The sequence below is a fragment of the Thauera sp. 27 genome (assembly GCF_000310125.2).
GTDB lineage: Bacteria > Pseudomonadota > Gammaproteobacteria > Burkholderiales > Rhodocyclaceae > Thauera > Thauera mechernichensis.
Window position 1 is genome coordinate 120491 of record NZ_AMXB01000008.1, and the last position, 17994, is coordinate 138484.

The 17994-nt window shown below is 68.1% G+C and carries 15 protein-coding genes; 8 read left to right on the forward strand and 7 right to left on the reverse strand.

Annotation, left to right across the window (positions count from 1 at the left end; all coding sequences use genetic code 11):
* Positions 1-14: 14 nt before the first annotated feature.
* Both B447_RS06230 and B447_RS06235 read left to right on the forward strand, forming a co-directional pair.
* On the forward strand, positions 15-1241 hold the full coding sequence (locus B447_RS06230) for an NADH:flavin oxidoreductase (RefSeq protein ID WP_002937701.1): 1227 nt from the start codon (positions 15-17) through the stop codon (positions 1239-1241).
* A 15-nt stretch (positions 1242-1256) separates the two neighbouring features.
* Complete coding sequence (locus B447_RS06235; RefSeq protein WP_002925342.1) at positions 1257-2906, forward strand: HAMP domain-containing methyl-accepting chemotaxis protein; 1650 nt, start codon at positions 1257-1259, stop codon at positions 2904-2906.
* Positions 2907-2930: 24 nt separating this feature from the next.
* On the opposite strand, the gene B447_RS06240 is transcribed toward B447_RS06235, so the two are convergent.
* The 3 genes from B447_RS06240 to B447_RS06250 are packed head-to-tail and all read right to left on the reverse strand — an operon-like array spanning position 2931 to position 8498.
* On the reverse strand, positions 2931-4346 hold the full coding sequence (locus B447_RS06240; RefSeq protein ID WP_002925340.1) for an efflux transporter outer membrane subunit: 1416 nt from the start codon (positions 4344-4346) through the stop codon (positions 2931-2933).
* Entirely contained in the window at positions 4343-7396 is a 3054-nt protein-coding gene (locus tag B447_RS06245) for an efflux RND transporter permease subunit (protein WP_002925338.1), read from the reverse strand. Before B447_RS06245 ends, B447_RS06240 begins: the two co-directional genes overlap by 4 nt.
* A 16-nt stretch (positions 7397-7412) precedes the next feature.
* Positions 7413-8498 carry an efflux RND transporter periplasmic adaptor subunit gene (locus B447_RS06250; protein ID WP_232431554.1) on the reverse strand — a complete coding sequence of 362 codons (1086 nt, stop codon included), beginning with the start codon at positions 8496-8498 and terminating at the stop codon, positions 7413-7415.
* Between the two features lie 216 nt (positions 8499-8714).
* Between B447_RS06250 and B447_RS06255 the strand changes: the two genes are divergently transcribed.
* Positions 8715-9182: a helix-turn-helix domain-containing protein gene (locus B447_RS06255; protein ID WP_002937715.1), complete on the forward strand. Its 468-nt coding sequence runs from the start codon at positions 8715-8717 to the stop codon at positions 9180-9182.
* Positions 9183-9233: 51 nt separating this feature from the next.
* Here the strand turns inward: B447_RS06255 and B447_RS06260 are convergent, their stop codons facing one another.
* Positions 9234-10004 carry an SDR family NAD(P)-dependent oxidoreductase gene (locus B447_RS06260; RefSeq protein ID WP_232431555.1) on the reverse strand — a complete coding sequence of 257 codons (771 nt, stop codon included), beginning with the start codon at positions 10002-10004 and terminating at the stop codon, positions 9234-9236.
* A gap of 42 nt (positions 10005-10046) precedes the next feature.
* Positions 10047-10850, reverse strand: coding sequence for an enoyl-CoA hydratase (locus B447_RS06265; RefSeq protein ID WP_002925326.1), 804 nt, complete (start codon positions 10848-10850; stop codon positions 10047-10049).
* A 173-nt stretch (positions 10851-11023) separates the two neighbouring features.
* On the opposite strand from B447_RS06265, the gene B447_RS06270 reads away from it, so the two are divergent.
* Positions 11024-11827 (forward strand): SDR family oxidoreductase, encoded by an 804-nt coding sequence (locus tag B447_RS06270; protein ID WP_002937721.1) that lies wholly within the window; start codon positions 11024-11026, stop codon positions 11825-11827.
* A gap of 42 nt (positions 11828-11869) precedes the next feature.
* On the opposite strand, the gene B447_RS06275 is transcribed toward B447_RS06270, so the two are convergent.
* A complete protein-coding gene (locus B447_RS06275; protein WP_002937722.1) occupies positions 11870-12865 on the reverse strand; it encodes a bile acid:sodium symporter family protein in 996 nt (331 codons plus the stop codon).
* Positions 12866-13024: 159 nt separating this feature from the next.
* Between B447_RS06275 and B447_RS06280 the strand changes: the two genes are divergently transcribed.
* Both B447_RS06280 and B447_RS06285 read left to right on the forward strand, forming a co-directional pair.
* The gene (locus tag B447_RS06280) at positions 13025-13816 is read left to right on the forward strand and encodes an AraC family transcriptional regulator (protein ID WP_002937733.1); all 792 of its coding nucleotides are present in this window, start codon (positions 13025-13027) and stop codon (positions 13814-13816) included.
* Positions 13817-13997: 181 nt separating this feature from the next.
* Positions 13998-14909 (forward strand): bifunctional GNAT family N-acetyltransferase/nucleoside diphosphate kinase regulator, encoded by a 912-nt coding sequence (locus B447_RS06285; protein ID WP_002937735.1) that lies wholly within the window; start codon positions 13998-14000, stop codon positions 14907-14909.
* A gap of 349 nt (positions 14910-15258) precedes the next feature.
* Here B447_RS06285 and B447_RS22950 read toward each other — a convergent pair whose 3' ends face one another.
* The gene (locus tag B447_RS22950; protein WP_269745236.1) at positions 15259-15630 is read right to left on the reverse strand and encodes a HupE/UreJ family protein; all 372 of its coding nucleotides are present in this window, start codon (positions 15628-15630) and stop codon (positions 15259-15261) included.
* A gap of 57 nt (positions 15631-15687) precedes the next feature.
* On the opposite strand from B447_RS22950, the gene B447_RS06295 reads away from it, so the two are divergent.
* On the forward strand, positions 15688-16632 hold the full coding sequence (locus tag B447_RS06295; protein WP_002931369.1) for a chromate resistance protein ChrB domain-containing protein: 945 nt from the start codon (positions 15688-15690) through the stop codon (positions 16630-16632).
* Positions 16629-17975, forward strand: a complete 1347-nt coding sequence (gene chrA / locus B447_RS06300) for a chromate efflux transporter (protein ID WP_002937755.1) — start codon at positions 16629-16631, stop codon at positions 17973-17975. Before B447_RS06295 ends, chrA begins: the two co-directional genes overlap by 4 nt.
* Positions 17976-17994 lie beyond the last annotated feature (19 nt).

The following is a 17994-nucleotide window of genomic DNA, read 5'->3' on the forward strand; positions in this document are numbered from 1 at the left end:
ACCATGAGGCATCCATGAGCCAGAAGAATGAACTGTTCGCCCCCTTCCAGCTGGGGCCGATCAGCCTGCGCAACCGCTTCATCCGCGCCGGCGCCAACGAGGGCATGGTGCTCCATGGCGCGCCCACGAAGGCGTTGGTCAAACACCACCGCGACATGGCCGCTGGCGGTGTGGGTCTCACCACCGTGGCCTACGGCGCGGTCGCCAAGGTCGGCCGTACCCTGCCCAACCAGGTGTGGATGCGCCGCGAGATCCTGCCCGACCTCAAGGCCCTGGCCGATGCCGTGCACGCGGAGGGCGGCGCGATCTCCTACCAGCTCACCCATGGCGGCTCCTTCGTCACCTCGCTCAAGGTCGACGGGCCGACCATGAGCGCCTCGGGCGGCATCAACAAGGCCGGCATGATGCGCGGCAACCTCTTCCAGCGCGCGATGACCCGCGCTGACATGGATCTCGTCGCCCAGCAGTTCGTCGACGCCGCCGAGCTGTGTCGCGAGGCCGGCTTCGACGCGGTCGAGATCCACATGGGTCACGGCTACCTGCTCAACCAGTTCATCTCGCCGCTCTCCAACAAGCGCAAGGACGACTATGGCGGCACTGCGGCCAAGCGCGCGCGCTTTCCGGCCGAGGTGCTGCGCCGGGTCAAGGACAAGGTCGGCCGGCAGATGGCGGTGCTTGCCAAGATCAACGTGGCCGACGGCGTGGCCGGCGGCGCGACGGTGGACGATGCCATCGTCACCGCCCGCCTGCTGCAGGAGGCGGGTGCCGACCTGCTGGTGTTGTCCGGCGGGCGCAACATCGAGTCGGGCTGGTTCATGTTCGGCAGCAACTTCGACATGGACGAGATGAAGAAGGTGCTCAAGGGCAGCTGGCTCACCGGGCTGATGATGAAGCTGGCGCAGTTCGGCACGCCCAAGGTGAGCTTCCGCGAGATGTACTTCCTCGAATACTCGCGCCGCATCCGTGCTGCAGTCGATGTGCCCCTGGGCTACCTGGGCGGTGCGCGCTCGCTCGCCAACGCCGAGCAGGCCATGGCCGAGGGCTTCGACGCGGTGGTGATGGCGCGGCCGCTGATCCACGACGCACAGCTGGTCAACAAGTTCGCGCGCGGCGAGGCCACGGCCTCGGGCTGCATCAACTGCAACCGCTGCGTGCCCTACATCTACCACCCGGCCGGCACCATGTGCGTGCTCAACGCGCCGAACGACCCGGCGCTCAACCGCGTGCGTGCAGCGGGCTGACGGGGGGATCCCAGCGTGACGAAACTCAGCATTGCACAGCGCCTGTGGATCTGGGCGGCGGTTTCCGGCTTCCTGTTCCTGGCCGCGGTGGCGTTCGGCTGGTACGGACTTCACCAGGCCAAGGAATCCCTGCGCGAGGTTCACGAGATCAATATCGCCACGCTGGGGCGGCTCGAGGCGATCCAGTTGCGGCTGTTGTCGAACCGCCGCCTGGTCCCGCTGGCCTTCCAGCTCGACCCCGAGGGCGGCCTGGCTTCGGCGCACGAGCGCCCGCTGTCGCATTACCTGGAGCAGATCGATCGCAACACCGGCGAGATCGAGGCCCTGTTGCAGACGCAGCGCGAGCGTCTGCGCGACCCCGCGGAAGAAGCCTTGTTCGAGGCGTTCGAGGCGCACTACCGCGAGTGGCTGGCCCAGGTCGACGAAGTGCTTGCCTCGCTGCGCACCGGCTACTTTCGCCCGACCTACATGAGCGCCTTCGTCCAGGGCGGTGAGCCCGCGGGCGATGCCACGGGCGAGGCCCTGGCGGCGCTGCATGCCCACCAGACCGACCTTACCGCGCGCATGTACGAGGCCGCGCAGCAGCGCTACCACGCCACCATCACTGCCTATATCGCGCTCTCGGTCATCGGCACCGTGTGCGGCGTCTTCATCGCGGTGAGCACGCTCCGGCGCCTGCGCACCGCCTTCGGCGTGGCGTCCGGCGTCGCCCGCTCGATCGCGGAGGGCGACCTCTCGGTGAGCGTGCCTGCGCTGGGGGCCGACGAGTTCGGTGTGTTGCTCGGCGAAATCGGCCACATGCGCGACCGTCTCCACGGCCTGGTCGACGACCTGCGCCGCGAGGTGAAGCAGCTCGGGGTGGAGGCGCGCCAGATGTCGGACATCGCCGGCACGGCCTCGGAGCATGCGCTGTCGCAGGAAGAGGCGCTCAATCGCATGTCCGAGGCCGCCAACGCCCTGGTCGAGTCGATCGACCAGGTCGAGACGCATGCCAGCGTGTCGCTGCAGACCACCGAGCGCTCCTCGGCCCGCGCCGAGGACAGCCGCCAGTTCATCCGCAGCATGGCCAAGGAGATGCACCGTGTCGCCGAGGTGGTCGACAGCACGGCGGTCCAGGTCAAGGAGCTCGAGCAACTGTCGCAGCGCATCAGCGGCGTGGTCAATGTCATCCGCGAGGTGGCGGAGCAGACCAACCTGCTGGCCCTCAACGCCGCGATCGAAGCCGCGCGTGCAGGCGAACAGGGGCGCGGTTTCGCCGTTGTCGCCGATGAGGTGCGCAAGCTCGCCGAACGCACGGCAGCGTCGACGCAGGAAATCATCGTCACCATCAGCGACATCCAGGACCGCACCCGCGGCGTGTCTGCCGGCATGAAGCAGGTTGTCGAGCGCGTTGCGGCAGGAGAGGGGCTGTCGCGCGAAGCCGAGGTCTCGGTCGAAAGCATCCGCGAGGGCACCCATGCGGTGTTCGAGGCCGTGGGCAGCATCGGTGAGCTGATCAAGGCCCAGGCCGAATCCACCCGCGAGATCGTGCGCCGTATCGACAGCGTGTCCAGCGGCACCGGCGATCTGTCCGCAAGTGCCGGTCGCAGCGCGCAGTCGGCTGCCGGGCTGGATGCGCTGGCACGTACGCTGGACGAACTCTCCGGGCGCTTCCGCCTGGCCTGAGCACCGGGGGGCGCAACGCGGGCGTCAGCCCGCCTGCGCGTCGGACAGGCCGCCCCCGAGCGCCCGGTACAGTTGTACGACCGCCTGGTGCAGGGCGCGGGTGGTCTGGGACAGGCCGAGTTCGCTGTCGAACAACTGGCGCTCGGCATCGATCACTTCGAAATAGCTCGAGATCCCCGCCAGGTAACGGGCGTTGCTCACCCGCAGGCGTTCGCGGTTGGCGAGCACCACGGCGCGGGTCGCCTCGCGCTGCCGGCTCAGGTGCTCGAACGCGGCGAGTGCATCGCTCACCTCGCGAAACGCCTGGCGCACGACGGCGGCGTACTGCTCGACCAGGATGCGCTGCTGGGCTTCGGCGGCATCGACTCCGGCCTGCAGCCGTCCGCCATCGAACAGGGGCAAGCCGATCGCGGGCTGCAGCGACCAGGCATGGCGGCCGCTGTCGAACAGTTGCGCGAGATCGGTGGTCGCGAAGCCGAGCAGCGAGGTCAGTGTGATCCGCGGCAGCAAGGCCTTGCGCGCGGCCTCCACGTTGGCCCCGGCGGCAAGCAGTGACGCCTCGGCGGCGCGGATGTCCGGGCGCCGCTGCAGCAGTTCGGCAGGCAGGCCGGCGGTGACCCGTTGCGGCGGGCCCAGGTCGTCCAGCCGGGTGTGGCGCGGGATCGGGCCCGGATTGCGCCCCAGCAGCACGGCGAGCGCGTTCTCGGCCTGGGCACTGCGTCGTGCCTGGTCGGCCAGGGCCTGCTCCGATCCGGCCAGCAGGGATTCGGCTTGGCGGACATCGAGGATGGACGAGATGCCCTCCTCGAAGCGCGCACGGGTGAGCCGAAGCGCCTTGCGCCGGCCGTCGAGCGTGCGCTCGGTGATCGCTTGCTGGGCGTCCAGGTCGAGCAGCTCGAGGTAGAGCGAGGACACCTGCGCGATCAGGCTGGTACGTACGCCGTCAGCCAGCGCGGCGCTGGCCAGAACCTCCATGCGCGCAGCCTCGGCACGTGCGGCGAGCCGCCCCCACAGGTCGATCTCCCAAGCTGGCAGCGACAGCCCCAGCGACGCACTTTCGCCGATGCGATTCTCGCGCGGGTCGAAGCCCGGCATGCGTTCGCGGCTCGCCGCCGCGCTGGCGTTGATGCCCGGGAACAGCGCGGCGCGCTCGATGCCGTGTTGCGCGCGCGCCAGTTCGATGCGTTCGATCGCGATGCGCAGATCCGTGTTGGCCGCGAGCGCGTCCGCGATCAGGGCATGCAGCTCCGGCACCGGGAGGAGCGCGTTCCAGGGCAAGGTGGCCAGGCTGGCACCGGCCGGGTCCGTGTCCGCATGCCCGGTCTGCGGCCAGGCGGCGGGCACCGGAAGCTCGGGCCGGACCACGGGCGAGGGCTGGCACGCCGCCAGCAGCAGCGCAAGAATGGGCAGCATGCGCACAGGGTGTGGCGATCGCTTCATCGACCCGCCTCCATCTCGTCGTTCCGGATGCGGAAGAAGCTCGCGTACAGCAGCGGCACCACCACCAGGGTCAGCCCGGTGGCGAAGATCAGGCCGAACATGATCGTCACCGCCATGCTGCGGAAGAAGGGATCGACCAGCAGCGGCGCCACCCCCAGCACCGTCGTCGCGGCGCCGAGGAAGACCGGCCGTGCGCGGCTTGCCGAGGCGTCCAGCACCGCGAGCAGGCGCGGCTTGCCGTCGCGGATCTCGACGTCGATCTGGTCCACCAGAACGATCGCGTTCTTGATCAGCATGCCGGTCAGGCTCAGGAAGCCCAGGATGGCCATGAACTCGAAGGGCGCCTGGAACAGCAGCAGCCCGACCGCCACCCCCACCACCGCCAGCGGCACCGTGAGCCAGATCACCGCGGTCTGGCGCAGGCCATTGAACATCACGATCACCGCCACCACCATCGCTGCAAAGCCGAAGGGCGCGGCGGCGGCCAGCCCGGCGTTGGCCTCGGCAGAGGCCTTGTGCTCGCCGTGCCATTCGAGCACGTAGCCCGGCGGCAGCGCAATGGCCTCGATCTGCGGGCGCAGGCGCTCGAACAGCGGCGCAGACAGCTGTCCGGCGGGCGGGTCGCACTGTGCCTTGATGGTGGGGAAGCGGTTCTCGCGCCGGATCAGCGCGTCTTCCCACACCGTGTCGACGCGCTCGACGAACTGGCTCACCGGCACGTACTTGCCGGCGGCGGCGCTGAACACCTGGGCGTTGCCGAGGTCTTCGACGCCGTGGCGTTCGTCTGCCGGCGCCCGCGCCATGATCGGGATCAGGCGCTCGTGTTCGCGATACACGCCGATCTGCTGGCCGACGTAGTGGCGCTCGAGCGCGGCGGCGATGTCCGACGGCAGCACGCCGGCACGCTGCGCGGCCTCGACCGAGAAGCGCGGGCGCACCACCGGCACCGCCTGGCGCCAGTCGTCCTGGATCGCCACTGCCTCGGGGTCGGCAGCCATGATCGCCTTGGCCTCCTCGGCGAGCTGGCGCAGCACTGCCGGGTCGGGGCCGCGGAAGGCAGCCTCGATCTTCTTGCCGCCGCCGCGGCCGAGCATGAACTTCCACACCTTCACGCTGGCTTCCGGGAAGGCCGCCTCAAGCTCGGGCTGCAGGCGGTCGATGAGGCCGGAGATGTCCTCGAAGCGTTCGACGTCGACCAGCAACTGACCATACGCCGGGTTGGGATCTTCCGGGCTGTAGGTGAGCATGAAGCGCAGGCCGCCCTGGCCGATGAAGCTGGAGATGTGGGTGACGCCGGGGGCGGCGCGCACCTTCTGCTCGGCGCGGGCGACGACTGCCGCCGTGGTGTGGATGTCGGTGCCCTGGGGCAGGGCGAGGTCGACCACGAACTGCGGCCGCGCCGAATCGGGCATGAAGCCCGGCAGCACATGGCCGAACGCGACCACGCCTGCGGCCAGCAGACCGGCCAGCACCAGGCCGCTGCTGAGACGGTGCGACAGCACACCCTGCAACAGGCCGCGGTAGGCGCGCAGCAGGCGGCCTTCGTGCACCTCCGCGTCCGCCTTCACCTTGAGGAAGGCGGCGCACAGCAGCGGCGTCAGGGTGATCGCGAACAGCCACGACAGCAGCATCGAATACAGGATCACCCAGAACAGGGAGGCGGTGTACTCCCCCATGTCCGAGGGCGACAGCCCGATCGCGCTGAAGGCCAGGATGCCGACCACGGTGCCGCCGAGCAGCGGCCACACCGTGGCGCGCACCACCGCGCCCGCCGCCGCCGTGACCCGCTCGCCTTTCTGCAGCCGCACCAGGATGCCGTCGGTGACGACGATGGCGTTATCCACCAGCATGCCCAGCGCGATGATGAGCGCACCGAGCGAGACGCGCTGCATGGCGATGCCGTCCATCAGCATCGCAATCAGGGTGCCGGCGACCGTCAGCACCAGCACCGCGCCGATGATCAGGCCGCTGCGCAGCCCCATGAACAACAGCAACACCACCACCACGATCGCCACCGCGGCGACCAGGTTGTCGACGAAGCCCGACACCGCGGCGCGCACGGAGTCCGACTGGAAGGAAACCACGTTCAGCTCCATCCCGACCGGGCGCTGCCCCTCCAGCTCCGCCAGCCGGCGCTTGACCGCGTCGCCCATCTCGACCACGTTGCCGCCCTGCACGTTGGAGATGCCCAACCCGATCGCCGGGCGACCGTCGTGGCGCATCAGCGCTGCCGGGGGATCGACGTACTCGCGGCGGATCTCGGCCACGTCGCGCAGGCGCAGCAGGCCACTGCTGGTGTCGCCTGCGACCACGAGCTCGCCGAGCGCGTCGACCGACAGCACGCCGTCCGCAGGCTGGATCTGCAGGCGCAGCGGGCCAGCGGTGACCGCGCCGGCCGGGGTGATCAGGTTCTGCGCACGCAGCGAGGCATAGATGCGGTCGAGCGGCACGCCAAGCTGCGCCGCACGCGCGCTCGACACCTCGACGTAGATCGCCTCCTTGCGCTCGCCGAGCAGGGCCACCCGTGCCACGCCAGGCACCAGCACCAGCTCGCGGCGCAGCAGATCGACGTAGTCCCACAGCTGGCGCGGGCTGTAGCCGTCGCCGGTGACCGCGTAGAAGAGCGCGAACACATCGCCGAAGTCGCTCTTGACCACCGGCTCTGCCGCACCCGGCGGCAGTGCGCGCGCGGCCTCGGCAATCTTGCTGCGCAGCTTGTCCCAAACCTGGTCGAGTTCGGCCTGGCTGCGGGAGAAGGCAAGCTTGGCCTCCACCTTGACCATGGACTCGCCTGCGCGCGACACCGAGGTGACTTCCTCCACCTCCTGCATCTGCTGCACGGCGCCCTCGATCAGGTCGGTGATTTCCTCGGCCACCTGCGCCGGCGAGGCCCCCGGATAGGCGGTGACGACCACTGCCTGGCGGATGATGAACTCCGGGTCCTCGAAGCGCCCGAGGCGTTCGTAGGACAACCAGCCGCCCACCAGCACGAGCACGGTGGCGACCCAGGCGACGACCGCTTTGCGGATCGTGTATTCGGCGATGTTCATGGCCCGGTCCCCGCGTTCAGCGCGACTCGAGCGGGCGCACGAGCATGCCTTCGCGCACCGCGCCGACACCGGCGCCGACGATGCGCTGGCCCGACACCAACCCGGACTCGACGACGATCTCCGCGCCCACGACAGCGCCGGTGCGGATCGGCGCGCGCGCAACGCGACCGTCTTCATCCACGACCCACACACCCGGCTGGCCCTGGGCGTCGGCAGCGACCGCGGCAAGCGGGATGGTGAGTGCCGCGCCGGCCGCGGGCGAGGCGTCTTGCCCGCGCGGGGTTGCGGCCAGCGGCTCCACGTTCACCGCCATGCCGGGCAGCAGGTTCAGGCCTGCCGGCATGGTCTGCAGCGCAAGCACGACGACGTAGGTCTGGGTCTGCGGGTCGGCCTCGGCAGCAAACGATCTGAGCGCCAGCGCCAAAGGCTGCCCGGGCTCGCCGTCGAGAAAGGCGACGGCTTCCTGATGCGGCTGCAGGCGCCGCACCAGCCGTTCGGGCACGTTCACCACCACCTCGAGCGCACGCAGGTCCTGCAGGTCCGCGATCGGCTGCTTGGCCTGGACGTTGGTGAAGGGTTCGATGCGGCGGCGCGTGATGACGCCGGCGAAGGGCGCCTTGATGACCGTGTTGGCCAGATCCTGCTCGGCTGCGGCGAGGTTGGTGCGTGCGAGCTCGAGGCGGGCGCTGCGATCATCGACCTCGGCACGGGCGACCGCCATTTCGGTGTCCCACAGGCGCTGGTAGCGCGCGAGATCGTTCCTTGCGCGCTCGAACTCGGCCCGGGCGGACGCCAGCCTCGCCCGGTACACGCTGTCGTCGAGGCGCGCGACCACCTCGCCGGCCTTCACCTCGCGGCCTTCCTCGAGACTGAAGCGGTCGACGAAGCCCGGCACGTCGAAGGAAAGCTCCGCGCGTTTGGCAGCGCGGATGCGCCCAGGCAAGCGCAGCGCATCGTGCGTGTCCTGGGCGCCGACGGTGACGATCAGTGCCGGCCTGACGGCGGGCGGAGCGCTGTCGGGGACGGGCGCTTCGGTGCATGCCGACAGCGCGAGCAGCAGTGCGGCGCCGGTCGCAGCGGCGAGGTGTTTCTGATTAGGCATGATCGAGACGGAATCGAGGTTTGGCATCCGGAGTGCCTAGCTTAAGCGCATATCGTGACGGAGGGACAAGCGCGACAGACGAACTTTCGATCGCCGTTGTCGGCTGGGCAGCGCAGGGTCCGCATCCGGACGCCAGCGTTGCAGAGTAACGGCTCGATCCACATCATGACAGCGCTGCTGGCCCATTTTGGGCCAGCCTGACAGGAGCACGAAGAGATGGACGACCTTGATCGCCGTATCGACAAGGCCTTCACCATGGTTGCCTTTGCGGCCAACCGCCATCTGGTGGATCACATGCGCCGGATGACCACGACCCTCGACATGGATCTCGAGAGCGCGATGCTGTGGGGGACGCTGGCTCACCTCAACGTGGCACAAGCCATCCGGCCGGGGGCGCCGCCTACCGAACTGCTGGCGCCGGATGGCTTTCTGCTGGGCGCACATCGCCCGGTGCGCCTGACCGACCTCGTCCAGGTGACGGGGCTGCCCAAGGAAACCGTGCGGCGCAAGCTCGAGAAGCTGCGCCAACGGGGCAAGGTCCGGCGAACCGAGGACGGGCTCTGGGACGCACTGCGTGAGGGCATCGATGAGCGCACCCACGCGTTCACCCGCGAGTCGGTCAAGCGCCTGCTCAGCACTGCCCGCATCATCGAGGGCATGCTCCAGAATTCGCGGCCAGACTAGCGGTGCCTGGCGCGAAACTCGGCGGCTGCCCCGCTGGGCTGCCGACCCGCCTCAGGCGGTGATACCGCCGCCGTTCAGCGGCACGATCTGGCCGGTGACCCACTCGGCCTCGCGCGAAGCGAGGTAAGCCACGCCGGCGCCGACATCGGCAGGCGAGCCGGCGCGCGGGATGATGCAGTTCTTGCGTGCCAGCTCCTCCGAGCCTTCCCAGTTGTTCATCGTGCCCAGCGACAGGGCATTCACATTCACGCCCTTGCGTCCGACCTCGGCAGCGAGCTGGCGCACGAAGCCGACCACGCCGGCCTTGGATGCGGCGTAGGCGGCGATGCCCATCGGTACCGCGGCACGCCAGGACTCGGAGGTGATGGCGACGATGCGGCCCCACTTCTTCTCGATCATGCCGGGCAGCACGGCGTGGCAGCCGTTCATCAGGCCGTACATGTTGAGCTTGACGAAGCGTTCCCAATCCTCCGGTTTCGACTCGAGGAACTTGCCGTAGCCCATGCCGGTGGTAGGTACGCCGGCATTGGAGACGTAGACGTCCACGATGCCGGCCTGCTCGCGCACGGCGGCGACCATCTTCTGCACGGCGTCGTAATCGGTGACGTCGGCGGGCGCGGCCAGGGCCTTGAGCCCGGTGGCGCGCAGCTCGGCGGCTGCGGCCTCGGCGCGCTCGGGGAAGAAGTCATTGATCGCCACGGTGGCGCCCTGGCGGGCCAGGGTCTCGGCCACGCCGCGGCCCATGCCGCGGCCGGCGCCGGTAACGATGGCAACGCAGCCATCGAGTCTGAAAAGGGCCGGGGTCATCGGTGAGTCGGACATCGTGCTTCCTCTGGTTCGGGTGGAGTGTGTGGAGACAGGCTTTCAGCGGCCTTCGAAGCGCGGTGGCCGCTTGTCGATGAAGGCCTGCATGCCTTCCTTCTGGTCGCGCGAGGCAAACAGCAGCGCGTTGGCGCGGCGTTCCATCGCCAGCGCGGTCTCGAGCGGGGCATCCATGCCGAGCAGGATGCACTCCTTGATCTGCTCGGCGGCGAGTGGCGGCATGGCGGCGATGACGCTCGCCAGTTCGATCGCGGTCGGGATCACCTGGTCGTCGGCCACAAGGTCGCTCACCAGGCCGGCGGTCCACGCCTCGTGCGCGCTGATCGGCTTGCCGGTGAGCGCCATGCGCATCGCCTTGGCCTTGCCGACTGCGCGCACCAGGCGCTGGGTGCCGCCGATGCCGGGCATGATGCCGATGCGGATCTCGGGCTGGCAGAAGCGCGCGCCCTCGCCGGCGACGATGATGTCGGCCAGCATCGCCAGCTCGCAGCCGCCGCCGTAGGCGTAGCCGCACACTGCGGCGATCACCGGCTTGGGGCAATGCTGGATGGGGCCCCACACGCGTTCGGTGTGGCGTTGGGTGATTTCGATCGGGCCGGCGCCGGCCATGCTGGTGATGTCGCCACCGGCTGCAAACACCTTGTCGCCGCCGGTGAGCACGATGCAGCGCACGGTGTCGTCGGTCGCCAGCTCGGTGAAGCGCTGCGACAGCAGGGCCTGAAGTTCGAGAGACAGGGCGTTGGTCGCCTGCGGCCGGTTCAGGCGCAGCACGGCAACGCCGCCGTCGAGGCGTTCGAGCAGCAGGGGCGAGGCCGGGTCGGACGGCGGTGTCGGGTCTGTGGTCATGGAGCCTCCAGGGGACGCTCCCGGTGCGACGGCCCGTGCGGGTGCGGCGACCGGGGAAGGGGATGGGATGCATGTTCCGCCCTCGGCGCAAGCGGCTCATCGTCCGTTCAGACGACGAATGCCACGGGGGCCGCACCTAGACTCGCAGGCATCCAACCATTGCGGAGAAACGCATGAACACACAGGCTTCCACCGGCGCCGCAGCGCTCGGCTACCACGGCAAGGTCGTGCTCGTGACCGGCGGCACCAAGGGCATCGGCGCGGGCATTGCGCGCGGGTTTCTCGCCGCCGGGGCGGCGGTGGTCGTGTGTGGTCGCAACGCGCCCGAGGCCCTGCCCGAGGCGGGCGGCGCCCGCGCCGACTTCATCCCCGCCGACGTGCGCGACATCGAGTCGCTGCAGGCGCTGTTCGCCACCATTCGCGAGCGCTTCGGCCGCCTCGACGTGGTGGTCAACAACGCCGGCGGCGCGCCCTTCGCGCTTGCCGACAAGGCCTCGCCGCGCTTTCACGAAGGCATCATCCGCCTCAACCTGATCGCCCCGCTCAACGTCGCCCAGCAAGCCAATGCGCTGATGCAGGAGCAGGCCGAAGGCGGCGTCATCATCTTCATCGGCAGCGTCGCCGCCTCGCGCCCTTCGCCGGGCACCGCTGCGTATGGCGCGGCCAAGGCCGGCGTGCTGTCGCTGGCATCGTCACTGGCGGTGGAGTGGGCGCCCAAGGTGCGCGTGCTCGCGGTCAGCCCGGGGCTGGTGCAGACCGAGCAGTCGCACCTGCACTACGGCGACGACGCAGGCATCGCCGCGGTGGGCGCCACCATCCCTGCCGGCCGCATGGCCACGCCGGACGACATCGCCAACGCCTGCCTGTATGCCGGCTCGCCGATGGCGGCCTACTTCGCCGGCACCAACCTGCTGCTGCATGGCGGTGGCGAGCGGCCGGCATTCCTCGCCGCGGCCAATACCGGCGATCAGCACTGACGAGGCCGCGCCCGAGTCAGAAGCGCGGCGCGGCCTCGGCCCTCAGTGCGGGGCGCGCTGCTCCACGGCGGCCGACTGGTCGCGCTCGGCGTATCGCCTCGCCATCACGGCGCACACCATCAACTGGATCTGGTGGAACACCATCAAGGGCAGGATGGCGAGGCCTGCCGCCCCGCCGCTGAAGATGATCTGCGCCATCGGCACCCCGGTGGCCATGCTCTTCTTCGAGCCGCAGAACACGATCGTGATCTCGTCCTCGACACTGAAGCCGAGCGTGCGCGCGAGCCAGGTGGTGGCGACCAGCACCACCGCAAGCAGCACCACGCAGCACACCACCAACTGCGCCAGTGCCCAGGCCGGCACCACGCGCCAGATCCCGTCGAGCACCGCCGCGCCGAAGGCCGTGTACACCACGAGCAGGATCGAGCCCTGGTCCACAAGGCGCAGCCAGCGCTGTTGCTGCATCACCCAGCTGCCGATCCATGGCCGCAGGGCATGGCCGGCCGCGAAGGGCAGCAGCAACTGCAGGCCGATCTTAAGTACGGCTTCCCCCAGCGGCACGCCCGCCCCGGTGCTGCCCAGCACCAGGCCCGCCAGCAGCGGCGTCAGCACGATGCCCACCAGGCTCGAGGCCGACGCCGCGCAGACGGCCGCCGGAATGTTGCCGCGCGCGATCGAGGTGAAGGCGATGGCCGACTGCACCGTGCCCGGCAGCAGGCACAGATAGAGCATGCCAAGCCAGAGCGCGTCGCCCAGCAGCGGCCGCAGCACGGGCCCGAGTGCCAGGCCGAGCAAGGGGAACATCGCGAAGGTGCACACGAACACCAGCAGGTGCAGGCGCCAGTGCATCGCCCCGTCGATGATGGCGCGGCGCGAAAGCCGTGCGCCGTGCAGGAAGAACAGCAACGCGATCCCCGCATGGGTCAGCCAGTCGAAGAACACGGCGAATGCGCCCTGCGCGGGCACAACGGTGGCCAGCACCACGACGGCAGTGAGCAGGATCGTGAAGCGGTCGAAAAGCAGATGCAGAAGGTTCATGGCGGTGCGGGAAGCTGCGTAAGAAGCGGTAGAAAACGGGCTGGAAACAGGCCTGTGGAGGGCGGGCTCGGCATGACGGCGGCGCGCTTGTGAGGGAGCCTAACCAAGGGCGATACTTCCAGCTAACGCCAGTCGGCTCTTCAATATCGCTGACCAGACATGCCGCCGCCTCCATCAGAAGAACTTGCCGGGCTCGTCGTCCTGCCGCGATCGGTCTTCGGCCACGCCGAGTCGGTGGCCAATCGCGCGCTCGGCTATCGCCACGTCCATCCCTGGGTCCAGTTCGCGTATGCGGTGGCGGGCGTGCTCGACGTGCGTACCGACAGCGGGCGATTCATCGCGCCCCCGCAGCGCGCAGTGTGGATCCCTGCGGGCGTTGCGCATCAGGTGCGTTGCTCGGCCAACACCGAGATCCGCAGCCTGTACATCGAGCCCGCCGCCTTGCCCGCTGCGCAGGGCGGCTGCCGCGTGCTTGCCGTGAGCCCGCTGCTGCGCGAGCTGATCCGCAACTTCGGCGACTTGCCCGCGGAGTATGACGAGCGCGGCCCGGGCGGCCGGCTCGCAGCCGTCCTGCTCGACCAGGTGGCCGCAGCGCCCACGCTGGGCCTGATGCTGCCGCTGCCGCGGGAACCCCGCCTGCGCCAGCTCTGCGAAGCGCTCGAGGCCGAACCCGACTCACGCGAAGGCCTGGCCACCTGGGCGGAACGCCTGGGGTGTTCCGAACGCACACTGGCGCGGCTCTTCCGCGAGCACACCGGCTTGAACTTCCGCCTTTGGCGCCAGCGCCTGCGCCTGATCAGCGCCTTACCTCTGCTCGAAGCCGGCGAGCGCGTCACCGATGTCGCCATCGCCTGCGGCTACGACTCGGTGTCGGCGTTTATCGCGAGCTTCAGGGAGCATTTCGGGGCGACGCCGGGGGAGTTCGCGGGGGAGCGGGGGATGGGTGAGTGATGACTGAACAAGGGTAGGGTCAGCAGAGACCAAGGCCCTTGGTCACGGGGTTACTTCAAGCGGCATACGCGGGTCGCCTCGACTTCGCACTCGGAGAACCCTAAAATGGCGGCTCTCCCCGAAAGAACCGTCATGGCCGTGTCCATGAAAGGCTTTCATTCTCGCTGCCAAAGTGGTGAAGATGACCAAGCCTTTCATTTCTCTGTGTCCCGAGATCACTCGGGCCGACGCGCTCACTCTCATGGACTGGCTGGAGGACGAATGCGTCACCCGCTACCTGAGCGATTCCCGCCATGTTTCCCGCTTTATCGAAGACGTCATCGGACGTGTTCAGCTGCCTGTCCTGACCCATCTGTTCAATCAAGGCGGTCGGTTCTTCATGGCCTACGATCGGCATGATGTGCCTGTGGGTTTTGTACGTCTCGTCAAAACCGGGCGGGACTGTGAAATGGTGCTGGTCATCGGCAACCGCGACAACTGGGGGCGCAAGCTTGGCGCCAGTGCCATCCGCGAAGGGATGAAACTCGCGTTCTTCGAAATGCGGGCCGACAAGCTCATCGCCAAGATCCACATGGAAAACACACGCTCGCTGAAGGCTTTCGAGCACTGTGGCTTTTTGCTGGAAAGCCAGACGCCTACCCTGAAGTCGTTCGCCATGAGCGCCGAGCGTTATCTCCGGCTCTTGCGAGAAGGCGCCGCGAATCACGCCGCTGACATCCACATCACCGAATTCGACAAGGAACGACTCACGAGTCTGCTCGTATTCGAGCATCCCTCGGCAGTTTTCGAACTCGAGCACGAGATCGAGCGGGCCATCGTCGTCGAGCCGCGTCAAGTGCCGCAGAATGTCGTCACGATGAACTCAAGGACTTTGCTGCAGCTGGACGACGAGGAAATCGAAGTGGCGCTGGTCTACCCGGAGGACGCGGATGACAGCGCCGGGAAGTTGTCGGTTTGCTCCGACATTGGTACCGCGATCCTGGGCTACAAGGTGGGCGATGCCTTCGACTGGCGCATGACGAACCGGACCCGCCATATTCAGATTAGGAAAGTGCTTTATCAGCCAGAGGCCGCAGGCCATTTCCACCTGTAGGCTCTCACGCTGTGTCACGGTAGCCGATTTCACTACGAGTCAGCGGCCACAGTGATTCGCCAGGCGAATATGTAGGATTATGAATAGTCGGCCACCTGCGACCGTCTTGAGCCGACCCACACCAGCCGTTGGGCACTTCGTGGTTCGAATGGCAAGTAACCGAGTGAAGCCGCCGCCTCGCATGAGGTATTCGGGAGGCGAAGTTGGTGCTTCGTTCAATCAATGTAAATGCCGGTGGTGGATGTCCGGAAAGTGCGGGTGCCTGTAGGCCAGTGCCTCGTGGCGGTGCCGATGTTCATGTGGCTCTTTACTGTTCCAGGCGAAGTCGAGTTCGTGCTGGTGGTGTTCGTCATGGGTAGGCATTGACGTTCAACCCGGCGCAGACGCTATAAACCATGGTGACCGAGTGCCCGACCGCGAACAGGCTGACGTAGAGCGCGATGCCCTTGAGCTGGTAGAGAATGAAGATCACACCTGCCAGGAACAGCAGATGGTCGTAGCCGGTGACCATGTGCTTGGCGCCAAGGTCGGTGAAGGGCTGCAGGTGAGTGCACGAGATCTCCTGGATGTAGTCCTTGTCGCCCTCGGCCACGCCATGGGCGTGCGCGCGCGGTAGGGAACATGTAGAGCAGCGCGCCAGTGAAAGCGTGCAGCAGCGGGTGAGCGCAACCCCGTTCGGACGCCGGGGATGGATCGCACACAGCGCTTTGTAGTAGTTCAAACGTCAGGTTACAGTTCAGACGCTACGGCATCCCCGCTCAGCCCAGGAAGTCTGCCTTTGAGCTATCTCGCCCTTTTCGTCAGCCTGCCCACCAAGGCCGCGACCGACCGTATGCGGGTCTGGCGTTCGGTCAAGGCCTTGGGCTGCGCGACGCTGCGCGACGGGGTGTATCTGCTACCGGACTCGGCCGACAGCGCTGCGGTGCTGGACGAGGTGGCCGGGCAAGCGGTGGCGGCCGGGGGGAGCGGCGAGATTTACCGTCTGTCGGGGTGCGACGAGGCACGAGAAGACGCGCTGCGCGCCCTCTTCGACCGGGGCGAGGAGTACGCCAACATCGCCGGGGATATCAAGGACCTCGGGCGGATCCAGGCATCGCTCGACGGCGCCGTCGCCGCGCGCAAGCTCCAAGCGCTCGTGCGCCGCTTCGAGCAGGTGATACGCATCGACTTCTTCCCCGGTGAGGCGCAGCGACAGACCCTGAGCCTGCTCGACGATCTGCGCGATGCGCTCATCCGCCGCATGGCTCCCGACGAACCGACTGCCCGCCAGGCCGACATTCCAAGACGCGCACGCGCCGACTATCAGGGCCGCATCTGGGCCACGCGCGCACGTCCGTGGGTGGACCGGCTGGCCACGGCCTGGCTCATCCGCCGCTTCATCGACCCGAAGGCCCGCATCGTCTGGCTGGCGAGTCCCCGCGACTGCCAGGCCGACTGGCTCGGCTTCGATTTCGACGGCGCGACGTTCAGCCACGTGGGCGCCCGGGTCACATTCGAGACCTTGCTGGCCAGCTTCGGGCTGGAGGCGGAGCCCGCGCTGCTGCGGCTGGGCGAGCTGGTGCATTGCCTGGACGCCGGCGGGCTGCCGGTGCCGGAGGCGCCAGGCATCGAAGCGCTGCTCGCCGGCTTGCGGGCATCCGAGCCCGACGACGACGTGCTGCTCGGCCGTGCGTGCGAGATCTTCGACTGGCTGCTGCAGAACTACAAGGACAAGACCACGTGAACACCTCGCCCCCAACCCAGGCGCGACCTGCCCACCCCTCTTTCCGCGAGGCCTTCCTCTACTGGCTCACGCTCGGCTTCATCAGCTTCGGCGGCCCCGCCGGGCAGATCGCGATCATGCACCAGGAGCTGGTGGAAAAACGGCGCTGGATTTCCGAGCACCGTTTCCTGCATGCGCTCAACTACTGCATGCTGCTGCCCGGTCCCGAGGCGCAGCAGCTCGCCATCTACATCGGCTGGCTGCTGCATCGCACCTGGGGCGGCATCGTCGCCGGCGTCCTGTTCGTGCTGCCCTCGCTTTTCATCCTCGCGGCGCTCACCTACGTCTATCTGGCTTTCGGCGACCTGACCTTCGTGCAGGGGGTGTTCAACGGCATCAAGCCGGCGGTGGTGGCCATCGTCGTCTTCGCCGCCTGGCGAATTGGCTCGCGGGCCTTGAAGAACAATGTGCTCTGGGCGCTGGCGGCAGCGTCCTTCGTCGCCATCTTTGTCTTCGGCGTCCCCTTCCCCTACATCGTGCTCGTAGCCGGCATCCTGGGCTACATCGGCGGCCGGGTGATGCCGGACAAGTTCCGGGCGGGCGGCGGGCACGGGGCCAGCGACAAGGACTACGGCCCGGCGCTCATCGACGACGACACCCCGCCGATGGCCCACACCCGGTTCCGCTGGTCCTACCTCGTCACGCTGCTGATTGCGGCCCTGGCACTCTGGGTCGGGGCCATGGCGATGCTGGAGGATCCCGTGCTGCGCGACATGGGCGAGTTCTTCACCAAGGCAGCGCTGCTGACCTTCGGCGGTGCCTACGCCGTGCTGCCCTACGTCTATCAGGGCGGCGTGGAAACCTACGGCTGGCTGACCGGCACGCAGATGATCGACGGCCTGGCGCTCGGTGAGACCACGCCGGGGCCGCTGATCATGGTGGTGTCCTTCGTCGGCTTCGTCGGCGCCTGGACCAAGGAGATCTTCGGGGCGGATGCGCTGGCGCTCGCCGGCATGGCCGGTGCCACGGTGGCCACCTTCTTCACCTTCCTCCCCAGTTTCGTGTTCATCCTGGCAGGCGCCCCGCTGGTGGAATCCACCCACGGCGACCTGAAGTTCACTGCGCCGCTCACCGGCATCACCGCCGCCGTGGTGGGCGTGGTGCTCAACCTGGCCCTGTTCTTCGGCTGGCACGTCATCTTTCCGAGGGCAACCGAAGCCGCGCCGTTCGCCGGTGGCTTCGAGTGGTTCTACGCGCTGATCTCCTTGGCGGCCTTCATCGCGCTGTGGAAGTACAAGCAGGACATCATGAAGGTGATCGCTGCCTGCGGCGCCATCGGCCTTGTCTTCACCTATCTGCGCTGACGGCTTCAGCAACTTCCCA